Source organism: Streptomyces sp. NPDC005728 (assembly GCF_040630895.1).
Classification (GTDB): Bacteria; Actinomycetota; Actinomycetes; order Streptomycetales; family Streptomycetaceae; genus Streptomyces.
The window spans coordinates 129,016-145,093 of record NZ_JBEXYL010000005.1; the positions used below are offsets into that span (position 1 = coordinate 129,016).

The following is a 16,078-nucleotide window of genomic DNA, read 5'->3' on the forward strand; positions in this document are numbered from 1 at the left end:
CGGAAGCCCCGTCAGGTGCGTCCTGGCGGGGCTTCTGGGGTGGTTGACGGCAGTAGTTGACGGCAACGTCAGCGGACAGCGGCTCCGACGAGGGGTGGTTCGTCGCCGTCGTCGGGCTTGCTGGTGGTCTCGGCGGGGTTGCGGAGGGCGTGGCCGAGGAGGTCGATGGCGTCGCGTTGGAGGCGGAGCCGGACGTGGGCGTAGATGGTGGCGGTGACGCCGATGTGGGCGTGGCCCAACAGCTCCTTGATCACGACGAGTTCCACTCCCTGCTCCAGGAGGAGGGTCGCCGTCGAGTGGCGGAGGTCGTGGAACCGGATGCGGCGGAGTCTGGCCTGATGGAGCAGGGTGTTGAAGTGCCGGGTGAGGGTGGACCCCTCGATCGGAGCACCGTCCGGGCGGGTGAAGACATAGCCGCTGCCCTTCCAGCCCGTCCCCTCTGCCTCGCGTTCCTGGAGTTGTCGGTCGCGGTGCTGTTTGAGAGAGCGCAGGCACGGCGTCGGTAGGGCGATGCGCCGTTCGGAACTCTGGGTCTTGGTCGGGAAGGCGGTCAGACCGCCGGAGTTGGTGCGTTGGAGGGTGCGTCGGATGCTGGCGGTTCCGCCGGCCAGGTCGAGGTCTTCCCAGCGCAGGCCGAGGAGTTCGCCCTTGCGGAGCCCGGTGTGCAGAGCGAGTTCGAACAGCGGCTGCAATCGGTGCCCGCTGGTGGCGGCCAGGAACGTGTGAGCTTCGTCGGCGGTGAGGGGTTCGAAGCGGCGGGGGCGGGATGTGCCGGTGCGGACGTTGCGGGCGATGTTGCGGGGGATCTCCTCCTCGCGTACCGCGTGCTCCAGGGCGGACTTGAGGACGGAGTGCACGTAGGCGAGGGTCAGGGGCGAGAGGCGCTTGGAGCAGCACTTTCCGGTGGCGCAGCAGACAGGCTGGTCGCGGGCGGTGTCGAGGCCGCGGGTGCAGCACTGGCAGGTGACGCGGAGCTGGTTGAGCCAGGTGCGGACGTCCTTGGCGGTGAGCTTGGTGAGCTTCTTCTTGCCCAGGCCGGGGATGAGATACCGGTGGACGCAGGCTGTGTAGCGGGTGTGGGTGTTCTCACGGAGCTGGTGTACAGCGACGTTCTCCAGCCAGTACGTCAGGTAAGCAGCCAGGCTGCCCTGTGCGGAGGGGACGGGGAGTCCGCGGTTGCTGGCAGCGATCTTCTCGGTGAGCTTGGCCAGGGCTTCCTTGCGGGTGCTGCCGTAGACGCGGACGCGCTTGCGGGTGTTGCCGGGGGCGAGGACGTATCCGGCGGCTTCCCAGCGGCTGTCCTTGCGCTGGTAGACGGTCCCGTCGCCGTTGGCGCGGGTACGGCGGGAGGCGGGGGTGTCGCGGGGCGTGGTCATCAGGCGGCTTCCTGTTCGAGGCGGGTGCGGATGAAGTCGGTGAGGGCGTGGGTGGGGATGCGGCGGGCGCGGCCGAGGGTGATCGAGGCGAGCTGGCCGGTGCGGAGCAGGTCGTAGACGGCGGAGCGGCCGAGTTGGAGGCGGGCCATCACCTGGGGGACCGTGAGCAGATCCAGCGCCGGGACCGCCTCTGCGTGGAAGGCTGTGAGCGGGGGCGAGGTCATCAGCTGCCCCCTTCGGCCGTGAACTGCCGTTCCTGTTCCTTGCGGTGCCAGACGGCGGCCGCGAGGAGTGTTGCGCCGGGGCTGTAGCCCGAGCCGAGGTAGTCCCAGTGGCCGACGACGAGCGTGGTTGTCGGGTCGGGTTCGGGGAGGCCGGCGTGGGCGCGGGCCTGTTCGGTGCGCCAGGTGCGGCGGGCGTCGCGCAGCGCGCCGAGCGTGACGGAGTAGTGGCGGGACTTGGTGGAGAAGTGGCCGCGAAAGCCGAGCATGTGCGCCCACTTCCAGAGCTTCAGGTCGGCGAACTCGGGCAGCCTGCCGAGTTCCCAGCAGGTGCGGATCATCTGCCGCACGTGGCGGGCGACGGCGAGGCGGGGCAGTGGCCGGGCCTGTCCGGTGCCGTCGCAGGCGGTGCAGGGGAGCGAGGTGCCGTGGGGCAGGAGGGTGGCGCCGCGTCCCTGGCAGGGGCGGCAGTACAGGGAGCGGTCGAGGGTGCCGGAGGCGTCGGCAGACTTGGTGGCGTACTTCGCGACGTAGGCGGCCACGGCCTGGTCGGTCAGTTCGGTGTCGGTGCCGAAGGCGGCGATCTCGCGTACGTCGAGCTGTTCGCCCCAGGCGAGTTCGCGTTCTCCGACCGCGTCCGACTCGATCCTGACGCGGACCCGCGAGGTGGCGGCCCTAATGGCGTCGGCGAGTACGGCGACGGTGGCGTACGGAGGTGGGGGCTGGTGGGTGCCGTCGGGGCCGTCGAGCCGGATCACGGCGTGGAAGTGGACCAGGCCGCGCTTCTGGTACTCGGCGACCTTCGCGAAGGACACACGCAGGACCGAGCGGGCGGCCTTCTGGGTCATGCCGAGCCGGGCGGCGAGTTCCCGGCGCAGGTAGGTGGTGAAGCGGGCCCACAAGGCTCCCGCGTGGGCGTTGAACAGGACCGCGCCCGCGTAGTCGTACGTCGCCGGGTTCAGCGGCATCCCCAGCAGGGCGTCCGTGGCTTCGTGGAGCTTGCGGCAGCGGCAGGGCAGTACATCGCCGCCCGGGGTGGCGGGGCGGTTGTGGACGGGACCGAACGAGGGAGCGGTCAGGGTGGCGAAGGCGCGGGGGTGGGTGCGTACGGTGTCGGGGACGGTCTTGCCGCCGGAGAGGCCGGCGCGGATGAGGTGGTAGGTGTCGGCGGCGTAGAGGCGGGAGCAGGCCGGGCAGCGCGAGGAGCGGCGGTTGCCGCACCCGGTGAGCAGGCTGCCCGCAGGCTCGTCGGACGTGGCGTAGGAGCGCAGCACCTCACCGGTCGTGGTGTCCACGGTGGCGGTGTGGCCGGTCAGGCGGATGGGTTCGGTGCAGCCGCCGAGGCGTTCGATCTGCTGCTGTGCGCGGTCGAAGTCGGGGTGGTTGACCAGGTGGAGCAGATCCCGCACGGCGGGGCTTGCCACGTGGCGCAGGTCCAGGGTGACCATTCGGGGCGTGTCCCTTCTGTCGGGTGGGGGCTCCGAGCAGCAACCAGCCAGACAGGAAGGCGTGTTGGTGCTGCTCGGGGCATGACGAACCAGCCCATGGGCGGGGGTGGGTTCAGCGAGGGGTGATGCGGACCGCGTGGGCGCGGGGCTCAGAGTTGAGCGAGTGCGGCGGTGGCCACCGGCAGGGCAACGCCCATGCGCGTGCCCAGATGGGCGGCGGTGATGGGGGTTCCGTGCTCGGTGCGGTGGGTGTCCGCGATGCGCCGGGCCGCGTCCAGCAGGGCAGCGGGCAAGGCCGGACCGGAGGCGGGTCGGATCGTCCTGGCGACGGTGATGGGCGGGGTAGTGGCCGGGGTCGGAGTCGGAGCGGGTTGTGGTTCCTCGGGCCGGGAGTCGCCGACGACCAGGGCGGGTGTCGCTTCGGGTGTGGGTGCTTCGTCGGGCACCGGTTCGGAGACGGGGGTGGGCGTGGTCTCCAGGTGCGGAGTGGGGTGGGTGAGGGTGTGGAACTGGGCGAGGAAGGCGGGGCCGACGTGGCCCCAGCCGAGGAGCAGGAGCGGGGCGACGGTGTCCAGGCAGGCCCGGCCGTATCGTCCGGTCAGCAGGGGGTCGGCGGTGTTCAGGGCGAGGGTGAGCAGCCCGCACAGGTGCAGCAGCCGGGTACCGGCCCGCAACTCCGCCTTGGCCACGCCGCGCAGGGCCAGGAACCGGAGTGCGACCAGGAACCCGACGACGGACAGGTCCACCATGGGTGCGATCAGCGGCGCGATCGGGTGCGGAACACCGAGGCGCAGGGCGAGCGCCCAGACGTTGCCGAAGGAGAAGACGAAGGCCAGGCCCGCGATGACCGCCATGACCACGGTCACGGTGCGCCGGGTGAACTGTTCCTCCGCCATGATCTCAACCTGCTTTCGGATAAAGGGTGTTCGGAGCTACTTGTTGAGCGGAACCGGGGTGTCGTCGGGTGCCGTACGGCCGGCGGTGTCGAGGAGGGCGTCCAGGAGGAAGGCGGGATCGGCGGTCAGGTGCGAGGTGGCGTCCGCGATGCGGGCGGCGTCGGTGTCGGAGACGTAGGGGGTGCGGATGCGGGTGTAGCCGGGGCGGCCCTGCATCGCCATCACCGCGACGCCGACGTAGGCGGGGTCCTGCAAGGTGACCGGGCTGGCGTCGGGCCAGTTGCGGATGTCCTCACCCAGCGCGGCCACCGCGGCTTCCACGGTCTTCTGCGCGAAGGACAGCCCGATGGGGCACACGTCGCGGATGAAGGTCGGGATGGCATCCCCGGTGGTCTTCTGACTGATCAGGATCACCAGGATGCCGACGCTGCGGCCCTTCTTGACCAGGTCCTCCACCAAGCGCGCATTCTCCGCCGTCAGCGCGCCGAGCTGCTTGGTGGTGGCGTCGCTGCCCTTGTACTCGCGGAAGTACGTGTGCGCCTCATCGATGATCAGGACCGTGAGCGGCCACTCCGGCGAGGGGCCGAGGTGCCACATGTTCTTCACGCCCAGCACGTCCCGGATGGTCGCCGAGCGCCGCTTGCGCAGCTCCACCAGGCGCTTGAACAGCGCGTTCGCTTCGTCGAGGTCGTCACCACAGAACGCGAACATCCGCTCGACCAGGTCGGCGTAGTCGCCCTCCGAGGCCCGCGACACCTTCCCGTCCGCCGCCACGATCTACACGGCGGCCGACGGTGCGAAGTCGCAGATGAACTTGTTGACCCCCGAGGTCTTGCCCGCACCCGGGACGCCGGCCACCGTCACCCCGGGCACGTTGGCCAGGGACACGCAGACCCGGGCGGCGTACTCGTCCACGCCCAGCTCCCAGCGCGTCAGGTCCGCGAGTGGGCGGCCAGTGGGCCGGTGGGCGGTCGGTGTGGTCAGCGGGTCGGAGCGCACGCCCCGGATGACCACCTTGCCGGGGCCGTCCGGCAGCACGGAGACCCGCGTGCACCGCCAGGCGTCCGCCAGGAACCGCGCCGCCTTCTGATATTCCTCCAGCCCGACCTGCGGCAGCGTCCGCGCCCGCACGATCACGCCGAACTGGTCGGGCTTGACCTTGATCTTCGGAGTCAGCACCCGGGGCGCGGGCGGGGGACTGTCCTTCTGGGCAGTGATCTGCGCGAGCAGGCTCGGGGTCTTGTCCGTGACCGTCAGCCCGGCCATCCTCGCGAGTCGTACCCAGCCCCAGCGGACCCGGACGGCCTGCCGCATGCTGACCCGCGTGCCCCGGTCGGCCCGGACGTAGCGCACCACCGTCACGAGCAGCCACACACCGATGAGCGCTGTAGCGATCGGCAGCGCGTACGACGCGTATTCCGTCACAACTTCCACGTCAGGCCCCCTCTTCGTGTATCCGGCGGAACACATCGCCCAGGTCGAGGCGGGCCGCCTGTTCCGGGCTCAGGCCGAGTAGATCGAGTACCGCCGCCGAGACGGCGAACGTGGCCTTGTCCTCGGTCCCAGGGAGGGGACGGATCGGGTGCAATTCCCGTTCCGGTGTGCGGTGTTCGAGGCGGATCACTGGGCCGCCTCCACCGTCACCAGCTCCAGGCGGGAAGCCCGGTAGGCGACACCGTCGGAGAGCTGACCGTTGAAGATCCGCGCCCACGGTGTCGCGAACAGCTCGACCGGCCGTACCATCGCCCCCGACTTGAGCCCAGTCGCCAGGCCAGTCTCCGGGACGGTGATCTTCAGGACTTCGGCCCGGCCGTCCTCCATGAGCATCACGGTCACCGTGTACAGCGACGCACCGGTCTCCCGGTCGGTGGCGACCTCCCCGGTCTGCTGGTCCTTGATCTTCAGTGCCGGTTCGGTGCCCGCGATGCACACCGCCGACGGCAGCAGGGCAACGCGGATTCGAGTCATGGCCATGCCGTCACACCCCTTGTTCGATAGAGCCGCTTGATCGGCTCGACATGGAGCATAGGGAGATAATCGCTCAACTTGCAAGAGCGATTAGGTTGCGACTTCGATCAGGTTGGTGGGCGGTCAGGTTGGTGGGCGGTCAGGTGGAGAACCTGGGGATGTGCCTGTAGCGCTACGGCCTGCTGGCGATACCGTGGGGGCATGACCCTGCCCTTGGACGAGGACTCTCGGCCGCCGTACCTCCAGGCCGCTGAGGCACTGCGGGATGCGATCTTGAACGGTGAGTTCCGCCCCGGCGAGCGGCTGCCATCGGCCAACGTGCTGGGTGACCGGTTCGGTGTCTCCAGCTCCACCGTCCAGAACGCCCTGCGCGTGCTCAAGCAAGAGGGCCTGGTCTACTCCCAGCTCGGCCGGGGCAGCTACGTCAGCACCTCCGTCAAAGGGGGCGACGGCGAGGCCGAGAGCGATCAGGAGGAAGCCGACGGCGAGGGGCCTGACTGGCCACTCGACGTCATCCGCAACGACGACGCCCGACCGCCGTATGCCCAGGTCGCCGACATCCTCCGCCGGGAAATCGTGGAAGGCACCTACCCCCCGGGTTCCCAGCTCCCGCCCGCCAGGGAGATCCAAGAGCGGTTCAAAGTCGCCAACTCCACCGCGCAGAACGCCTATCGACGCCTCAAGCAGGACGGGCTGGCGTACGCGGTCAAGGGACGCGGCGTCTTCGTCCGTCAAGTGCCGGAACCGGGCAAGCATTATGGGCCCATCACGAATTACCTGTTGCGCGAGGAGATCGACCGCGAGGCGCGCGCAGCCGCCACCGAGTTCGCCGACCTCAGCGATGACGAACTTCTGGAACGAGAAGCAGACCTGGACCGGCGATGGGTCATGGTCCGGGAGGAGCATCAGCGGCTCTTCAACGAGCGCCGGAAGGTCAAGCGAGAGAAGAGCCGCCGCGGCCTGTTCCTGCCACCCCTCCACGACGACGAAGCCGATCCGGACGTATCGCCGAGCGAGAAGCTGAAGACCGCACTGGCCGAATCGAAGAAGCGCCGGCAACAGCGGCCGTGACCCTCGACCCGGCAGCCCGGCCGGTGGGTTCGACGGGGTGAGCTGTTCAGAGTTTCTTTACTTGATCAAGGGCGTCCCGCTGACGCGGGCCGCCGCGCGCCGGCGGTCGGTGACCGCCGCCCGCTCCTGTCTGCCGCCCCGCTGGCGACGGCCGCCGACCACTCGGCGCGCAGAGCCGGGAGCATAGGCCGGACTGCCAACCGAGAGCCCCGCTGTCCGACCACTCAGCAGCAGACCGGCCGGGCACCCGAGAGGCCGTCCGGCAAGCTCGTACCGTGCGGCGGCGCTGTCGTCCGGAACACCGGCCGTGGTGCCTGGCTGGGGCCGTGACGATGGAGATAACTGGGCTGATGCCGGTGCGGGGTTGAGCGAGACACACGTGACGGGTGATCGGTCGGCGCGCCCGCCGTCGTGGCTGACTTTCTGTGGCTGAGGCCAGAACCTCATGGCCATGGGCACGGCACGCACGTAAGGCCCGCCCCTGCCAGGGCTGACGAGTAGGGGGAGCCTCGATCGGCCGCGCCCGGCAGGGACGGGAGTTGGGTAGGTCAGCGCGGTGCGGCTCCTGAGCGAGCGGGACGGGTCACGTCCGCCGCCAGGCCCGCCAGGGCCGGGTGATGATCTCCCGGTAGGTGTGGTGGGACGGGTTCTGGCCGCAGTGCCGCAGCACCCAGTCCTGCGGGTCGGCGAAGTCCTCACTTGCCGGAGACGTCTCGCCGTCCACGGCGCACTGCATCGCGTACAGGACCGGCTCCGCGTCCGGCTCGCGGTCGGGCTGGAGCGTCCAGGTCTCGTACCGCAGGACCGAGCGAGGGGTCACCGTCCCCACCTCCGGTTGGCCACGGCCACCTTCGCGCTTAACTCCTCCGTCGGAGTCGGTAGGCGAACGTCCTCGGGCGGCACGTCCCACTCCAGGCCACCGCGTGGCGGTCGAAGCTGCACGTACGGCCCCACATGCCCCATCACCACGCCCACCTTGCCGCTCCGCCGGTCGACCACCAGGGCACCGGTACCGGGCGAGACGGTCTGCCCGCCGGTATCTGGGGTGGGGGCCGTCAACGTGACCACCCCGGCGAGGCGGTGCGCGACCGGGCGTCCAGTCGCAGGGCGGGAACACATGGGGTGGCGCTCATTCGCACGGTGACGCTCCTCGGCGGCGTTGATGCGTGCCCCTGGGCCTGTTGGTGCCGCAGGGTGGGCACCGATCCTCACGCCGGTCACCGGGACGAAGGAACCTCCACCAAACCCCACTTCGGGACGTCCTGCACCGTGTAGAACGTCCCTAGTGCCGTCCTGAGACGAAGGGGGAGACTCGTGCCGAACGAGAGACTACGAGCCGTCATGGCGGCGGGAGGCTGGACGTACGCCGCACTCGCTCAGCAGGTTGAGGTCGACCCCAAGTCGGTCGAGCGCTGGGTGAACCTCGGGCGTATCCCACGTCGTGCCACCGCCCTCCAGGCGGCCAAGGCCCTGGGAGAAGATGTGCACGCACTCTGGCCGGCGCTCCGCCAGGCCCGCCCCGCCCGCGCCATCAGCCCCGAACTGGTGGCGCTCTACGAGCAGCGGGCCGACATCCCCGTCTCGGCGTTCACCGACCTGATGGCCCAGGCCCGGGAACGGATCGACATCCTCGTCTACGCGGCCGTCTTCCTCCACGAGGCTTACCCGCGGCTGAACGAACTCCTCACCGAACGCGCCGCCGAAGGCTGCACCGTCCGCGTCGCGATCGGGGACGCCGGCAGCGACAACGTCCAAGCCCGCGGTCAGGAGGAGCGGTTCGGCCACGGCATCGAATCCCGCTGCCGCCTCGCCCTCATGCACTACAGGCCACTCACGGGCACCCCCGGCATCGAAGTCCGCACCCACGGCACCACGCTCTACAACTCCCTCTACCGCGCCGACGACCAGCAACTCGTCAACGCCCATGTCTGGGGCGTCAACGCGTACGCCGCCCCCGTATGGCATCTTCGCCGACACGAGACAGGCGGCATGTTCGACACCTACGCCGAGAGCTTCGACGCCGTGTGGGCGACGGCAACCCCCGTACGAGAGGAAGGCTGACCGTGGTTCGCACCGAGTACTACGACGACCCGAACGCGCCCAAGCCGAACAGCATGGTCGTCGCCGCATCCGCCGTCGTCACCGACGACCACGGGCGCATCCTCCTCCAGCGCCGCCGCGACAACGACCTATGGGCCCTGCCCGGCGGCGGCATGGACCTCACCGACTCCCTGCCCGGCACGGCCGTCCGCGAGGTCAAGGAAGAGACCGGCCTCGACGTCGAGATCACCGGCCTGGTCGGCACCTACACCGACCCGAAACACATCATCGCCTACACCGACGGCGAGGTCCGCCGCCAGTTCAACGTCTGCTTCACCGCCCGCATCACCAGCGGCCAACTGGAGATCTCCGACGAGTCCACCGAACTCCGGTTCGTGCCGCCGGAAGAGATCGAACAGCTGCCGATGCACCACACCCAACGACTCAGGCTCCAGCACTTCCTGGAACAGCGCGAGAAGCCGTACCTGGGCTGAACCGCCTGACGGCAGTAGCGACGGCAACAACCCCGCACAACCACGGACACCCACGCACCTCACCGGACCAGCAAACCGTACTTGACCTGCGAAAAAGCAGGTCGAAGGCTTCGCGTAGCACACGTACTATGTGCTTGCGGGCGAGACACCGGTACTCGTTCACAACAGCAACTGCGGCATTCGGAAGCATGACAAAGTCCGGGGTGCTGCAGGCGTAGATGAAATGACGGAGACGTTTGAGAAGTTCTACAAGAAGTCTGATATCTATAGCGAGAGCTATGGGAACGGGCTTGAGCTCTGGACCCCTTATGGCGTTCGTCAAGTAGATATCGCAGTTAGGAATCCAGACGGAAATCTTCACCTCTACGAGGTGAAGGTGAACAAATCGAACTACACGAAGGGTCAGCGCAGGAAGGACGAATGGCTAGCGAAGACGTACGGGTTCCAAACGTCAGTCGTCCGTCGCGGCACAGAGTGTCCAATCTGCAACCCCTAACCTGAGAGGACGGCCCGTGAGCAGCGACTTCGGTTTCTGGAAGCGCAGCACCGGAGACCCTGAGGAAGTCTTCGACAACATCGCTGAAGGTGACACCGGCGACCTTGTCGTGAGCCCTGACGTATTGCGGTTCCGGGAGGAATTGCTGACTCGGTGGCCGGATGTCGAAGACGTTCTGGAGCCGTCACGGTTCGACCTTGAAGAGGAACCGGATGACGCAGGAAAGTACGTCCTCCTGACCCTTTCGGTTCGCCAACTGGATTACCTCCCCGAGATTCTTGACATGGCGAAGAGGAACGGCCTCGTCGGGTTTAGCGGAGTGGCGGGAGAGCCGATTTAAGGCTTCCGATTCACTACGCGTTCAGGCGCAAAGATGCGGCCCCTGCGGATGTCACTGCAGGGGCCGTTTTGCCGCCTGACGGCAGTAGTTGACGGCAACGGCGGCGGACACAGTGGTGTCCGCCGCCGTCTGGCTGTCAGGGGCGGTCGAGCGCGTGGCCGAGCAGGTCGATGGCGTCTCGCTGAAGGCGGATGCGTACGTGGGCGTAGACGCCGGCGGTGACGCCGATGTGGGCGTGGCCGAGGAGTTCCTTGATCACGACGAGTCGACTCCCTGTTCCAGGAGCAGGGGCGCGGTCGAGTGGCGGAGGTCGTGGAAGCGGGTGCGGCGGGCGGGGGTGGATCGAAGTCGTGAAAAGCCCGGTGTGAATGGCCGGAGTTCGCCCTCCCGGGTGGGAGTAGGGCTTCCTACGATTCCCTCGCCTCCTCCTCCTTCACAGGTTCCACACAGATCCTTCAAAGTTGAACGGACGGGTCGGAGGCTGAACCCCCCACTCGACAACCTGGAGAAACCATGGCTGGTGGACTCCTGCTGAGCGGCGCCGTAGCCGCTCTGCTCACCACCGCGATACCCGCTTCCAGCTCCTCGCCCGTCTTCGACGACCCGCCCCCGGACAAGATCGTCATCGACGTCGCCACCGTGAATGGCTCAGGCTGTCCGCAGGGCACGGCCGCAGTCGCCGTCTCCCCGGACAACACCGCCTTCACGGTGACCTACAGCAACTACCTGGCCCAGGTCGGCGGCAACTCCGACCCCACGGCATTCCGCAAGAACTGCCAGCTCAACCTGGTCGTCCACGTCCCGCAGGGCTTCACCTACGCCATCGCCAGCGCGGACTACCGGGGCTTCCTCTCGCTCCAGTCCGGCGCCACCAGCACGCAGAAGGCGTCGTACTACTTCCAGGGGTCCCCGAACACCGCGTCCAAGACCCACCCCTTCAACGGTCCCTACAACGACGACTGGCAGGCCACCGACAGCACCGACTGGGCCCAGATGGTCTGGGCGCCCTGCGGGGTGCTGCGCAACTTCAACATCAACACCGAGCTGCGGGTGAGCGCGGGTAGCTCGACGCCCAGCAAGGTCAGCTTCATGACGATGGACTCGACCGACGGGGACATCAGCACCGTGTACCACATGGCCTGGAAGCACTGCCCGGCCAAGTGACGTAGCCGGCTACCGCCGTGGCGCGTCGAACTCTCGCGAGACCACTTCGACGCGCCCGGTGGCAGGGTCGGACCGCACGGTGTCCAGGCCCATGCGCTCCAGCTCGGCGAGCGTCCCCGCGTGCAGGGTGGTGTTCAGGGCGAGCATGCCCACCTGTGGGCTGCCCTCCCCGAGCACCACCTCTTCGCCGAGCAGCAGCTCTGTCAGCCGGTGTGCGGAGGCCGAGGGCAGCGGCTCATCGACGGCCATGTGCAGCATCAGGTGTTCGAACCCGGTGTCCGTGCGGCGCGCCTGCGACACCCAGACCGTACGGACAGCCGGGAACTCCCGTATCCGTCGGGCGAGGGCGTTCCGCAGCGCCACGGCGACGGGCTGGGTCGACCAGGTGAGCTTCAGCTGCTGCCCTCCGGCTTGCTGGCCTCGCTCGCGCAGCGTCTCGGACAGCAACGGCAGCGGCACGCGCGCCCAGTTCGCGGCCGAGTGGAGCGCAAGGACGCCGACGCCGGTCTGCTGGGAGATGTCCAGCAGCCGCAGGGGGTCGCAGTGAACCGCTCCGGCGGCCTGAGGCAATCGCTCGGCACAGCACGCTTCGCTGACGTAGCCGGGGAGAACGGGGGAGCCGTCCTCGCTGTTCCGCAGGAACAGCACGGAGCCGTTCGCCTGTACGGGGATGTGGACGCCGTGGTCGGCAAGCGCGGCGAGCAGGTGCTGCGACTCCGTCGCGGCGGCGCCACGGTCGAGGATGTCGGCGAGGACCGTGTTGATCATCATGCCCCCCATGGTCACTTCACGGCGTACGTGAGGAAGTCGGCCCAGGTGGTGGGGGAGAGGGTCAGCTGGGGGCCCTGCTTGGCCTTCGAGTCGCGGATGTGGACGGTGGTGGGGGTGTGGGCGACCTCGATGCAGTCGCCGGAACCACTGCTGCTGTAGCTGCTTTTGACCCAGGCCAGTTCGGAGGTGCTCATAGGTCTCCTCGCATCTGTTCCAGCAGGCTCGCTGAGTCCTCGGCCGATAGAGCCTGTGAACGCATCCTGGCATACCGGCGGTTGAGAACGCTGACCACCTTTGGGTCGGAGACGAGCTGACCGCACTCTGGGGCCTCCATGTAGGCAGACCATTTGTTGTCCGGGCTCTCCAGGAGTTGCATGGGTCCGTGCAGCCCAGCATGTGATTCCCGTACCAGCGGCATGATCTGGACCTCGACGTTCCGCAGTTGGGTGACGTCCAGCAGGTGGGCGATGGCCTCGCGCGTGACCTCCCTGCCGCCGGTCCGGCGCAGGAACAGTTGCTCTTCGATGATGAAGCTGAACGCGGTGTTCGGCCGCTCCCTAAAGAGCCGCTGACGTTCTGCCCTCGCGGTCCAGTTGGTCTCGATCTGTTCGTCGGTCAGCGGTGGCAACTCGTCGATGAACAGCTGTCGCGCGTACGCCTCCGTTTGCAACAGTCCCGGAATCATGCGGCACTCGTACGTGTAGAGCGTGATTGCCAGCTTCTCCCATGCTGCCCACCGCCGAAACCAGGAAGCCAGGCCCGGCTGCCGCTCCAGGAACCCCGCCGCCCTCCTCAAAGCCCCCGTGTTCCCCAACACCCCCTCCGCCGCCTCCACGAACCCCACGTCCGGCATTCGCCTCCCCAACTCCACCGATGCCACCGTGTGTTTGGAGAACCCCACATGCCGGCCGAACTCCTCCCTGCTCAGCCGGTGATATTCGCGAAGCGCCTGCACCACCGCCCCGAACGTCCGCATGCTGTCCGAAGACTCCGGCTCGCCCACCCGCCCGTCGACCACCGCGGTCACCTCCCGCACCCATGGTCACGGTCAGTAATGAGTACTGTCCAGTCCGTCACCGCGTACGCTCGCGCAGCGTACGCGCGCCGCACCTGGTGGAGCCCCCTTCACGCACCCCACATTGGGCTCATGCTCACCCAACGCCTCAGCCCGACTCCCCGCGGCGCCCGCCTGGCCAGGCACCTCGCCCTCGCTCAGCTCGACGCCTGGGGCATCCCGCACGGCACCGACACCGCGGACGCCGTGGCTGTGATCGTCGCCGAGCTGGCCGCCAATGCCGTGACCCATGGGCGCGTACCCGGACGGGACTTCGAGTTGCGGCTCGCGCTCCTGGTGGGGAGCGTGCGGATCGAGGTGGCCGACACCCGTGCCGAAAGGTGGCCGCCCGGTCCCCGGGACGTGCGCGAGCCCGCGCCCCTCGCGGATGTGGGGCGCGGGCTCGTGCTGGTCGATGCGCTGGCCGACCGGTGGGAGGTGGTCGACCGGGAGCCACCCGGGAAGACGGTGCGGGCCGAGGTCGACCTGCCGCCGTCCCGACCTCGATAGGGCGTCGCTCGTCAAGGAGCAGTTGAGACAGGTGAGTTGATGTGTTGCGCGGGCCGCGCATCAGCGCCGTGCGGGCGGCGCGCGTGCACCCGCGCCATGCCTTCGGACGGTTTCGGGCCGTGTCCGTCCCTGCGCTCACCGTCATGTGCTGTCCTGACTCCTGCTCCTCCGCCTCGCTCCTCGCTCTGCCGAGGGCCCCACCGAGAAAGAGAGACAGCAGTGCCTCACCAGGGACACCTCCGGAAGTGGCTCACCGCCGCCCTCAGCGCCGTCGCACTGTCGTTCGGGCCGGGTGCGGTCACCGTCGCCGCAGCCGGCCCGACCCCCGTCCCCGCCGCCCGGGGTGTTGCCGCCGCCCCGTACCTGAACCTGCACCAGTGCCTGTACTACTCCGGGTCCGCCGCCGACCACTTCACGACATTCGTGCCGAGCAGAGACGGCCGGTTCCTCGCCGGGACGAACGTTTCCGGCACGGCGGACCGCGCACCCACCTGTGGCAGCGGCGACGGAAACTTCGGCCTCATCCCGCTTCTGTCGGGCGTCAAGGCGCTGGACCTGCGTGCCGGCCGGTACCTGAACCTGCACCAGTGCACGTACTACTCGCCATCGGCCAACAACTACTTCAACACAGTGGTGACGAGCAGCGACGGCCGCTTCGCCGCCGGCACGAACGTCTCCGGCACGGCGGACCGCACACCTTCCTGCGGCAGCGGCGACGGGAACTACGCCCTCGTGCCCGCCCTGTCCTTCGCCAAGGCACTCGACCTGACCTCGGGGACGTACGTGAACCTGCACCAGTGCCTCTACTACTCGGCCGCGAGCACCGACCACTTCACCACGGTGGAGGGGGACAGCGGGCCGTATCGCGCCGGGACCAACGTTTCCGGGACCGCCGACACGGCACCCGTCTGCGGCACCGGAACCACCGCCTTCGCCCCCATCCCCCTCCTCTCGGGCGTCAAGGCCCTGCCCCTGTCCTGAGCCTCCCGCCGGTCGAGTTCCCGGGGTCCTCGTGCCGCGTTTCCGGGCCCCGGGGGAACGGCACGTCGTCCAGGACGAGCGGCGGAGCATCCGGTGGCCCCCTGACACCTGACGGATCGGCCGGGCCCCTCCCACGTCGACCGAGTGATGATCGGTCATGCCGGGAGCGTCGGCGGGAACGGCCTGCCGGAGCAGGAACGTTCACCAGCGGCCGAACGACCACCGTGCCCCCTTCGGGGGCTTACCCCGGCTGGGCGTCGGCGTGACCGTGCAGGGGTGCCGACCGGCGGCTGAGCCTGAGGACGTCGGCGACGATCCGGGGGTCCGTGGAGCCGCGGAAGGCGGGGACGGGGAGGGCCTCCGGGCCTATGAGCAGGCCGGTCCGGCCGTCGAGTGCGGGGTCGGTGGCCGCGACGATCGACGAGCGGGCGGCCAGGAACGCGGGGCCGGCGGTGGAGCGTTCGAAGGCCCGGCGGACCAGCGGCCACATCAGACGCAGCCCCGGGGAGACGATCTTCGGTGAGGTCATGGTGCCGTTGGTCATGTCGGTCGCCGCGCCGCCCGGGTCGGCCGCGAAGACCGTGACACCGGTGTCGCGCAGGCGCTCGGCCAGGTCCAGGGTGTAGGCGAGGTTGGCGAGCTTGGCCCGGCCGTACCAGTGGAAGCCGTAGTAGCCGCCCGGCGGCTCGACGGCGTCGAAGGTGCGCTTGGCGACCTTGATCGCGCCGGAGCTGACGTTCACGATCCGGCTCGGCCCGCCGGCCCGGAGCCGGTCGAGCAGCAACTCGGTCAGCAGGTACGGCGAGAGGTGGTTGACCGCGAAGGACGCCTCGATGCCGTCGACCGTCCGCTGCCGCTCCGCGAACATCGCGCCCACGTTGTTGACCAGGACCTTCAGCGGACCCTCGGCCGCCAGGTGTGCGGCGAGCCCGCGTACGGCGTCGAGCGATGCGAGGTCGGCGGCCACGAACCGGGTGGGACCACCGGTGGCGACCTCCGCGATCCGGTCGACCGCGATGGCGCCACGCTCGGCGTTGCGGCCCACCACCGTGACCGTGAACCCGCGCGCCGCGAGCCCCATCGCGGTCTCCAGGCCGATGCCCCCGGTTCCCGCCGTCACCACTGCTCGTGCGCTCACAGCTCTGCTCTCCCGAGTCGAGGAAAATCGGATAGCAAATCGGATAACTATCCGTTTCGATGGGGGGCATGCTAGCGAAATCGGATAACTATCCGGTTGGTGTGGTGTAC

Annotated in this window: 21 protein-coding genes and 1 pseudogene; 7 read left to right on the plus strand and 15 right to left on the minus strand. The window is 68.8% G+C overall.

Translation table 11 applies throughout. From position 1 onward, the window contains the following. Nucleotides 1-68 precede the first annotated feature (68 nt). The 8 genes from ABZ471_RS06025 to ABZ471_RS06060 form a co-directional block, all read right to left on the minus strand. Nucleotides 69-1,376: a site-specific integrase gene (locus ABZ471_RS06025; RefSeq protein ID WP_359062896.1), complete on the minus strand. Its 1,308-nt coding sequence runs from the start codon at nucleotides 1,374-1,376 to the stop codon at nucleotides 69-71. Further along, nucleotides 1,376-1,600 (minus strand): helix-turn-helix domain-containing protein, encoded by a 225-nt coding sequence (locus tag ABZ471_RS06030; protein WP_359062898.1) that lies wholly within the window; start codon nucleotides 1,598-1,600, stop codon nucleotides 1,376-1,378. Before ABZ471_RS06030 ends, ABZ471_RS06025 begins: the two co-directional genes overlap by 1 nt. Next, nucleotides 1,600-3,045 carry a replication initiator gene (locus ABZ471_RS06035; protein WP_359062900.1) on the minus strand — a complete coding sequence of 482 codons (1,446 nt, stop codon included), beginning with the start codon at nucleotides 3,043-3,045 and terminating at the stop codon, nucleotides 1,600-1,602. The genes ABZ471_RS06030 and ABZ471_RS06035 overlap by 1 nt, the downstream gene beginning before the upstream one ends. Nucleotides 3,046-3,194: 149 nt before the next feature. Further along, nucleotides 3,195-3,941 (minus strand): DUF2637 domain-containing protein, encoded by a 747-nt coding sequence (locus tag ABZ471_RS06040; RefSeq protein WP_359062902.1) that lies wholly within the window; start codon nucleotides 3,939-3,941, stop codon nucleotides 3,195-3,197. A 36-nt stretch (nucleotides 3,942-3,977) separates the two neighbouring features. Further along, the gene (locus ABZ471_RS06045) at nucleotides 3,978-4,715 is read right to left on the minus strand and encodes a hypothetical protein (protein ID WP_359062904.1); all 738 of its coding nucleotides are present in this window, start codon (nucleotides 4,713-4,715) and stop codon (nucleotides 3,978-3,980) included. Between the two features lie 3 nt (nucleotides 4,716-4,718). Beyond that, a complete protein-coding gene (locus ABZ471_RS06050; protein WP_359062906.1) occupies nucleotides 4,719-5,375 on the minus strand; it encodes a hypothetical protein in 657 nt (218 codons plus the stop codon). 1 nt (nucleotide 5,376) lies between these two features. After that, nucleotides 5,377-5,565 (minus strand): hypothetical protein, encoded by a 189-nt coding sequence (locus tag ABZ471_RS06055; RefSeq protein WP_359062908.1) that lies wholly within the window; start codon nucleotides 5,563-5,565, stop codon nucleotides 5,377-5,379. Next, complete coding sequence (locus tag ABZ471_RS06060; protein ID WP_359062910.1) at nucleotides 5,562-5,915, minus strand: hypothetical protein; 354 nt, start codon at nucleotides 5,913-5,915, stop codon at nucleotides 5,562-5,564. The genes ABZ471_RS06055 and ABZ471_RS06060 overlap by 4 nt, the downstream gene beginning before the upstream one ends. 195 nt (nucleotides 5,916-6,110) lie before the next feature. On the opposite strand from ABZ471_RS06060, the gene ABZ471_RS06065 reads away from it, so the two are divergent. Next, nucleotides 6,111-6,980 carry a GntR family transcriptional regulator gene (locus ABZ471_RS06065; protein WP_359062912.1) on the plus strand — a complete coding sequence of 290 codons (870 nt, stop codon included), beginning with the start codon at nucleotides 6,111-6,113 and terminating at the stop codon, nucleotides 6,978-6,980. A 583-nt stretch (nucleotides 6,981-7,563) separates the two neighbouring features. Here ABZ471_RS06065 and ABZ471_RS06070 read toward each other — a convergent pair. Beyond that, a complete protein-coding gene (locus ABZ471_RS06070) occupies nucleotides 7,564-7,809 on the minus strand; it encodes a hypothetical protein (protein ID WP_359062914.1) in 246 nt (81 codons plus the stop codon). Continuing rightward, nucleotides 7,797-8,048: a hypothetical protein gene (locus ABZ471_RS06075; RefSeq protein WP_359063033.1), complete on the minus strand. Its 252-nt coding sequence runs from the start codon at nucleotides 8,046-8,048 to the stop codon at nucleotides 7,797-7,799. The genes ABZ471_RS06070 and ABZ471_RS06075 overlap by 13 nt, the downstream gene beginning before the upstream one ends. A gap of 273 nt (nucleotides 8,049-8,321) precedes the next feature. Between ABZ471_RS06075 and ABZ471_RS06080 the strand changes: the two genes are divergently transcribed. From ABZ471_RS06080 to ABZ471_RS06090, 3 genes are all read left to right on the plus strand, one after another. Next, nucleotides 8,322-9,041: a helix-turn-helix transcriptional regulator gene (locus ABZ471_RS06080; protein ID WP_359063035.1), complete on the plus strand. Its 720-nt coding sequence runs from the start codon at nucleotides 8,322-8,324 to the stop codon at nucleotides 9,039-9,041. 2 nt (nucleotides 9,042-9,043) lie between these two features. Beyond that, the gene (locus tag ABZ471_RS06085; protein WP_359062916.1) at nucleotides 9,044-9,514 is read left to right on the plus strand and encodes an NUDIX domain-containing protein; all 471 of its coding nucleotides are present in this window, start codon (nucleotides 9,044-9,046) and stop codon (nucleotides 9,512-9,514) included. A 512-nt stretch (nucleotides 9,515-10,026) separates the two neighbouring features. Further along, entirely contained in the window at nucleotides 10,027-10,350 is a 324-nt protein-coding gene (locus tag ABZ471_RS06090) for a hypothetical protein (protein WP_359062918.1), read from the plus strand. 136 nt (nucleotides 10,351-10,486) lie between these two features. Here ABZ471_RS06090 and ABZ471_RS06095 read toward each other — a convergent pair. Then, nucleotides 10,487-10,680, minus strand: a pseudogene (locus tag ABZ471_RS06095) (tyrosine-type recombinase/integrase); the annotation flags it as partial. A gap of 183 nt (nucleotides 10,681-10,863) precedes the next feature. Here ABZ471_RS06095 and ABZ471_RS06100 point away from each other — a divergent pair. Beyond that, nucleotides 10,864-11,514 (plus strand): DUF4360 domain-containing protein, encoded by a 651-nt coding sequence (locus tag ABZ471_RS06100; RefSeq protein WP_359062920.1) that lies wholly within the window; start codon nucleotides 10,864-10,866, stop codon nucleotides 11,512-11,514. 9 nt (nucleotides 11,515-11,523) lie between these two features. On the opposite strand, the gene ABZ471_RS06105 is transcribed toward ABZ471_RS06100, so the two are convergent. The 3 genes from ABZ471_RS06105 to ABZ471_RS06115 are packed head-to-tail and all read right to left on the minus strand — an operon-like array spanning nucleotide 11,524 to nucleotide 13,261. Next, the gene (locus ABZ471_RS06105) at nucleotides 11,524-12,285 is read right to left on the minus strand and encodes a hypothetical protein (RefSeq protein ID WP_359062922.1); all 762 of its coding nucleotides are present in this window, start codon (nucleotides 12,283-12,285) and stop codon (nucleotides 11,524-11,526) included. 11 nt (nucleotides 12,286-12,296) lie between these two features. Then, nucleotides 12,297-12,479: a DUF397 domain-containing protein gene (locus ABZ471_RS06110; protein WP_359062924.1), complete on the minus strand. Its 183-nt coding sequence runs from the start codon at nucleotides 12,477-12,479 to the stop codon at nucleotides 12,297-12,299. After that, nucleotides 12,476-13,261, minus strand: coding sequence for a helix-turn-helix transcriptional regulator (locus ABZ471_RS06115; protein WP_359063037.1), 786 nt, complete (start codon nucleotides 13,259-13,261; stop codon nucleotides 12,476-12,478). The genes ABZ471_RS06110 and ABZ471_RS06115 overlap by 4 nt, the downstream gene beginning before the upstream one ends. A 171-nt stretch (nucleotides 13,262-13,432) precedes the next feature. Between ABZ471_RS06115 and ABZ471_RS06120 the strand changes: the two genes are divergently transcribed. Together ABZ471_RS06120 and ABZ471_RS06125 are read left to right on the plus strand one after the other, a co-directional pair. Further along, nucleotides 13,433-13,849, plus strand: coding sequence for an ATP-binding protein (locus tag ABZ471_RS06120; protein WP_359062926.1), 417 nt, complete (start codon nucleotides 13,433-13,435; stop codon nucleotides 13,847-13,849). Between the two features lie 219 nt (nucleotides 13,850-14,068). Then, nucleotides 14,069-14,830 carry a hypothetical protein gene (locus ABZ471_RS06125; RefSeq protein WP_359062928.1) on the plus strand — a complete coding sequence of 254 codons (762 nt, stop codon included), beginning with the start codon at nucleotides 14,069-14,071 and terminating at the stop codon, nucleotides 14,828-14,830. Between the two features lie 241 nt (nucleotides 14,831-15,071). Here ABZ471_RS06125 and ABZ471_RS06130 read toward each other — a convergent pair whose 3' ends face one another. Next, nucleotides 15,072-15,968, minus strand: coding sequence for an SDR family NAD(P)-dependent oxidoreductase (locus ABZ471_RS06130; RefSeq protein WP_359062930.1), 897 nt, complete (start codon nucleotides 15,966-15,968; stop codon nucleotides 15,072-15,074). Nucleotides 15,969-16,078 lie beyond the last annotated feature (110 nt).